Below are 5848 nucleotides of genomic sequence, written 5' to 3'. Positions count from 1 at the left end.
CCCCCGACGTGTCTACTTTCCGGGGGCCAGGCCCGAGGCAGTCAGCGAGGCAGAGGAAGGCATGTCCGAGCAGGTCGATACCTACATCGGCAAGCTCATGAAGGACGGAGTGAAGAACTCCAACAAGGTGGGCACCCTCCCGCTCGACATTGAGAAGAAGGACGCGTACAAGACGCTGGTGGTGCTGCGTAAGAAACTCAACGCCACTTCGGTTCCGAAGACTGACCGTTTCGTGATGGTTGGCCCGGAGATGGAATCGGCGTTGCTGTACGACGAGCGCCTGGACAAGGCAGTGAACAACAGCAATCTCTTGAACGGTGAGATTGGTCGCCTGCTCGGGTTCCGCATCATTTCCGCGCCGACGGTGCCGACGGTGGCGGGCCGTGAGGTGGTCATTGCGGGCCACCCGATGGCTACCCCGTTCGGCTACCAGATCACGGAGGTGGCGGAATCGTCCATGCTGCCGTTCCGTTTCACCCGTGCGATTACGGGCCTCCAGGTGTACGGCGGTTCCGTGTTCCGCCCGGAGGTGCTGGCGACGGCTGAACAGGATGTGGTGGAGCCGACCACGGCGGGTGCTACCGAGTAGACGCTAGCCCGTAGCAGGCAGCGAAGGGGGTCAGGGTGTGTGCCTTGGCCCCCTTTACCCATACCTGGATGAAGGGCACACCATGAATAATCCGTATCAGGAAGAACTACTTAACCGTCTCCGTGACCATGATAACGCGAGGGGTGAACGTGAACTGACCCGGCTTATCAACTGGGCTACATCCGCTGTGTTGAAGTACACAGCTGTGCGGGCGCTCACTAAGACGATGATTGAGAAGTGGGTCAGAGTTAAGGCAGCAGGGTGTGTTCGATGCCGTCTAGGATCACATCGATGACGAGGTCGTAGTATTCCTCGGACATCGCTTCTTCTTCATCAGGGTGTGAGAGAGGCTCCAGGTAAGAGTTGACAATACTGGTCAGTCCAACAGATTGAGCCATCATAGGCTCAAGCCTGACAAGCATTTCGTGCAGGTTGTGGCGAGGCTGGATTTGATTGGATGCGCGCAGGTTTCTCGCTCCGATCGTGTGGATGATCGAGTTCGCGATAATTGTGTAGGCCACAGGCGAATTGTCACCAAACCCAGCTTCTTGTAGTTTGGCCCAGGCTCCATCGATCATCGGCAAAAACTGTTCGGTGAACTTGCCCCGCGCGAACCTGTCGGTAATCCCCGGATATGCTAACAATGCGGGGCGTAGATTGTGAGCCATAGCTCGAAACCAGGCTTTCCATTCAAGGTCCGGGTCGGGAACTTCAATCCCGACACATACCCGGTCTACAACAGCATCACAAATGGCTTCCTTGTTTGGAAAATAATGATAAATCACTGAGGGAACCACGCCCAGTTCACGGGCAATGTCCCGTACTGACCATCCCTCAACGCCACTGATCGCGCTTAACTGTACAGCTTGTTTGACAATCAGCTCGCGTGATAGCCCAGCCCTTCGCCCCGTTAGCACAGTGTTCATAAGGTGACCCTAACTTATTCCTTGACCCTTACTAGAACACCATTCTACAATATCCCTAAGTGAAACAGTGTTCTAGTAATGGAGTGTAGTGATGCCCGACCCTCGTAGTAATAAGCCGACACAGAGCTCTATTGATCCAGGAGCGCAAGCGAACCTGGTAGTGGGAATCGTTTTTCTCGCCTTTATGGGGCAAATGATTCTCAATCCGATCATCGCGCCACTGTCACGACAGATGGGATTGCGGGAATGGCATATTGGCGCCACTATCTCTTTGGCAGCGATTGTACTAGCGAGCTTGAGTGCTTATTGGGGGCGAGCTTCCCAACGTGTCGGCGCTAAACGTGTACTCGCTGCTGGGCTTGTGATCGCGATCATCGCTTTGAGCGCCTTCGGTATTGTCTCCTACCTGGGGATGAACCAGGTAGTTGGCGGTGTCGGACTAGTTTTTGGTGTTGTGATCACTCGTGGTTTGCTCTATGGTGGAGGGATTTCAGCGATCGCCCCGACCGCGCAAGCCCACCTGGTCACGCATGCTGCCAGCGAGAACGGGCGGGTAAAAGCACTGGGCATGATTGGAGCGGCTCAAGGGATGGCCTCCATTGTTGGAGGTGTTACTGGAGGTGTGTTAGCCGCTGCTGGTGGCCTGCTCTTGCCCTTGGTGGTCATGCCCGTTGTGATGGTGATTGGTCTGGTTGTTCTCTTGGTGAGTTTCGCACCTCAAAGCCGAGGGCAACTTTTTGCAAAGCCTCAACGGATTCGCTTCACTGATCCGCGTGTAGCTCCCTGGCTAGCAACTGGTCTGGTGATGTTTCTTGTGTTTTCTTCTGTTGCTACGATTTTTGGATTCACTGTCCAAGACCGCTTCGCCCTGTCGGCAACTGCGACCGCAGGTATTTCCGCGATTTACCTGACCATCATGGGCGTGACCATGATCATTGCCCAAGCGGTGATTGCTCCAAAGACAGGGTGGGGAGCAGCGAAGCTTTTACGTACTGGTCTGGCCATTACACTAGTTGCAACTGTGCTCATTTGGCCTACCTCCTCGCACGCTTTACTGGTTGTCGGGTGTATCGTGCTGGGGGTAGGTATGGGACTGGCGATGCCCGGGTACAACACTGGCCCAACCTTGAAGATGAGTGCAGATGAGCAAGGCGCAGTGGCTGGCATCATCAACGCTAATAATGGGTTGGCGTACGCGATTGCCCCGCTGGCTTCGACCGCCCTTTACGGGTGGAACCCGCTGGCACCCTTCGCCGTCTGTATCGCCTTGATTGCAGTGGTCGTCATCTACGCCCACACTGCACCCGCACTACGCCAATAACTATGAGCGTGCCTGAAGTAGCCGTTCCATCACGTTATCCGCAGGAGTCGGCCCCGAGTAGTCCACCAGCGAGTTGGCTTTGACGACATCGAAAATCTCGTACCAGAGCGTATTCGCCTGCTTGCTAAACGACTGAGACATGGCCACGAATGGGGACGCGATAGCTGTTAGGACCACGGATTTAGTAACGCTGTGGTGAGTATTCAGTAACGCCCGGGTGAGTATCGGGTAACACCCGGGCGTTGACTATGAGCCGCTACTGCGTATTGGCTTCGAGGCGCATGTTTGGTCCTTCGAGTGTGATGATCTCAGCGCCAACGACAAGCCGATTCAGGATCGACTCGGCGATGACAGCATCCGGGATGGACTTGTACCACTCATCGGGTGTGAACTGGGAGGTGACAATGGTTGATCTCCGGTGTTCGCGCTCAGCAAGAATGTTGAGCAGCTGGTGTGCTGTGGCAGCATCAATCGGCGTTGTTAAGAAGTCATCAAGCACGAGTACGTCTGCCAGGTGTAAGTCTTGAAGAAACTCCATGCGTGCTGTGTCATCATGGCGTAGCACCATCAGCTGGTTGGCCAGGGTGTCTGTGCGGAAGAAACGGGCAGAATAGTCGTTTCTGCACGCAGCGGTAAGGAGTGCTTGGGCCAGGTATGTTTTGCCGACGGATGATTTGCCGAGGATGACAATGCTTTGTGCTTTTTGACACCATTGGCAGTGAGCGAGTCTGGTGATTTGCTCTTTGTTGAGGTTGCGGCCGGGTGTGTAGGGGACCTGCCCCCTGTTTGGTAGACACCTCCGATTCCGACCGTGTTGGGTCGGGGAAAGGTAATCTACCTCCATGCCTAGGAAGGTTTATTCGGATCAGTTCAAGCGCGACGCAGTCGCGATGTACGAGAACGATCCACATCTCTCGCTCAAGGCCGCAGCCGAAGATTTAGGGATCTACCGCACCACGCTTCGCACGTGGGTCGATACGTACGGCACCGGTGCAAAGACCCAGAGGCCACCGGTTGCACGTGCTGATCATGCCAAGCAACTCACGGATGCAGAAAAGATACGCCAACTGCAGCAAGAAAACGCCAGGCTGAAAGAAGAACGCGATATCTTGCGCAAGGCGGCCAAATATTTCATGGAAGAGACACACTGGTGATCCGCTTCCAGTTTGTCGAGGACCACCGCACCGAGTACTCGGTCAAGCGGATGTGCACCGTCCTTGGGCTCAATCGCAGCTCTTACTACAAATGGAAAGCCAGCAGCGCCCAACGGCACCGCCGGCTAATTGACGATGCCATGCTAGGGGCGAAGATCAAGGCGGTCTTTAACGAGAAAGACCAGCTCTACGGTGCCAAACGCATCGCGGCAGAGCTGACCTATAACGACGCCTACAACGACAATGGGCCGGTCAACCATAAGCGCATCGCCCGGATCATGAAGAAGCTTCGCCTGCGTGGCTACACCAAAAAACGCAAGGTCACCACCACCAGGCGTGGGCCTGGCCGCGTGGTGTTTGCCGACCTGGTCAAGCGAGATTTCACGGCTCCGGCTGCAAATAGGGTGCTAGTTGGCGATATCACCTATCTGCCGATCGCGGACGGGTCGAATATGTATCTCGCTTCAGTAATTGACTGCTATTCACGGATGCTCGTCGGCTTTGCCATCGCCGACCACATGCGCACCGAACTCGTCGAGGAAGCGCTCGAGCACGCGCACCACACCCGCGGGAGTCTTGCCGGGGCGATCTTTCATTCGGACCACGGAAGTGTCTATGCCTCATCGCAGTTTCAGGCCACCTGCCGCAGGCTCAACGTCACCCAATCCATGGGCGCAGTTGGCACCAGTGCCGACAACTCGCTGGCAGAGTCGTTTAACGCCACCCTGAAACGAGAGGTCCTCAAAGACAAGAAAGTCTTTGCCAACCAGCTCGTCTGCCGACGAGACGTCTTCGCATGGTGCGTGCGCTACAACACCAGCCGAAGACACTCCTGGTGCAAGTACCTCACCCCCACAGAGTACGAAGCCCACGCAGCGTAACAATGCGCTAAAGTAAGCCCCACAATTTCACCACCCCATGGTGTCTACTTTCCGGGGGCCGGGCCCCGTTTCGGCACGACTGAAATGCCTGGGCAGGGATTGCCTTTGCGCTGATGAGTTCTTCGATGACTGTCCGGGTTGCGGGCCCGATCTTGGCTGCTTCACGGTAGAAGTACTCACTGGTCCACAACCCTGTGGTATCAGCCATGTTGGCAGGAATATGATCCACATCGGTGACATAGATCCCCCGGGCTTGGGCAAGCCGGTGGGTTGCAACACGCTGCCCGGCATCAAAACGGTTACTTCATTGCCAGTGATACGTACATCGACAGTCCGGCCGACAAGCTGGTAAGGCACCGAATAACGTGCAGTGTTGACGGTGATGTGGAAGTTGGGGGCGACTTTCGCACGTTTCCATTCGGTATGCTGCCACGGTGTTGTAGGAAGTTCGCCTAGTACGCCGCGTTCAAACTCGTCAAAGAGCATCCTTCTGCTGGTGTTGTGAATCGGCCTGACTTTTTGAGAGTGGCGTGTTACGCGGCGTGAAGGCCTGCGTGGTTTTCTCGTTGGTAGTTGGTGTAGTGCTTGATCGGCGGGATATGCCACACCTACCGGGAATGGATGAACGAGAAAACCACCATCAAAGACCCCGCTACCGGCGCCTACACCAAGGTCTACACCCACCAACGCGTCCGAGCGGCCTATCAATCATTGCTATCTCTGCACCGCAGAGACCTGCTGTTTACCTACCTACAACCCCCACCAACAACCATCGACCCCGACAACCTTGCAGCAACAACAAACAGCCTCGAAGGTGGCATCAACGCCCCCATAAAAGAACTAGCCCGCAGACACCGCGGACTATCACTACCGCAACCCCTTCATGAAGCGCTCCATGTAGTCCCAGTTAGGGTCGCCGGTTGGTGTAGCTGGTAGCCGAATAGGGACCTGACCCCTGTTTGGTAGACACCTGATAT

At 55.7% G+C, this 5848-nt stretch carries 4 protein-coding genes and 3 pseudogenes; 4 read left to right on the top strand and 3 right to left on the bottom strand.

Annotated features, from left to right (window positions below; translation table 11 throughout):
* Positions 1–589 (top strand): annotated as a pseudogene (locus HMPREF2806_RS07900) (hypothetical protein); the annotation flags it as partial.
* A 248-nt stretch (positions 590–837) separates the two neighbouring features.
* On the opposite strand, the gene HMPREF2806_RS13605 reads toward HMPREF2806_RS07900, so the two are convergent.
* On the bottom strand, positions 838–1515 hold the full coding sequence (locus HMPREF2806_RS13605) for a TetR/AcrR family transcriptional regulator (protein WP_070462451.1): 678 nt from the start codon (positions 1513–1515) through the stop codon (positions 838–840).
* Between the two features lie 91 nt (positions 1516–1606).
* Here HMPREF2806_RS13605 and HMPREF2806_RS07890 point away from each other — a divergent pair, with 91 nt between their 5' ends.
* Positions 1607–2836, top strand: a complete 1230-nt coding sequence (locus HMPREF2806_RS07890) for an MFS transporter (protein WP_070495012.1) — start codon at positions 1607–1609, stop codon at positions 2834–2836.
* Here the strand turns inward: HMPREF2806_RS07890 and HMPREF2806_RS13805 are convergent.
* Together HMPREF2806_RS13805 and HMPREF2806_RS07885 are read right to left on the bottom strand one after the other, a co-directional pair.
* Positions 2837–3001: pseudogene (locus HMPREF2806_RS13805) on the bottom strand (terminase); the annotation flags it as partial.
* A gap of 91 nt (positions 3002–3092) precedes the next feature.
* Positions 3093–3680 carry an ATP-binding protein gene (locus HMPREF2806_RS07885; RefSeq protein ID WP_083298964.1) on the bottom strand — a complete coding sequence of 196 codons (588 nt, stop codon included), beginning with the start codon at positions 3678–3680 and terminating at the stop codon, positions 3093–3095.
* Here HMPREF2806_RS07885 and HMPREF2806_RS07875 point away from each other — a divergent pair.
* Both HMPREF2806_RS07875 and HMPREF2806_RS13110 read left to right on the top strand, forming a co-directional pair.
* Positions 3679–4871 (top strand): IS3 family transposase gene (locus tag HMPREF2806_RS07875; RefSeq protein WP_118779520.1). Its coding sequence is split into 2 segments (ribosomal slippage): positions 3679–3967 and positions 3967–4871, totalling 1194 coding nucleotides; the frame shifts between segments, so codons are not numbered across the junction. The two genes, HMPREF2806_RS07885 and HMPREF2806_RS07875, sit on opposite strands and share 2 nt — an antisense overlap.
* Before the next feature lie 603 nt (positions 4872–5474).
* Positions 5475–5744: pseudogene (locus HMPREF2806_RS13110) on the top strand (IS256 family transposase); the annotation flags it as partial.
* Between the last annotated feature and the right edge of the window lie 104 nt (positions 5745–5848).

This window comes from Corynebacterium sp. HMSC076G08, assembly GCF_001811515.1.
Taxonomy (GTDB): domain Bacteria; phylum Actinomycetota; class Actinomycetes; order Mycobacteriales; family Mycobacteriaceae; genus Corynebacterium; species Corynebacterium hiratae.
This window is presented reverse-complemented; position numbering and strand designations above follow the sequence as displayed.

Coding starts and splice junctions, on each gene's coding strand:
- HMPREF2806_RS13605 (WP_070462451.1), bottom strand. CDS start 1,515: ATGAACACTGTGCTAACGGGGCGAAGGGCTGGGCTATCACGCGAGCTG.
- HMPREF2806_RS07890 (WP_070495012.1), top strand. CDS start 1,607: ATGCCCGACCCTCGTAGTAATAAGCCGACACAGAGCTCTATTGATCCA.
- HMPREF2806_RS07885 (WP_083298964.1), bottom strand. CDS start 3,680: ATGGAGGTAGATTACCTTTCCCCGACCCAACACGGTCGGAATCGGAGG.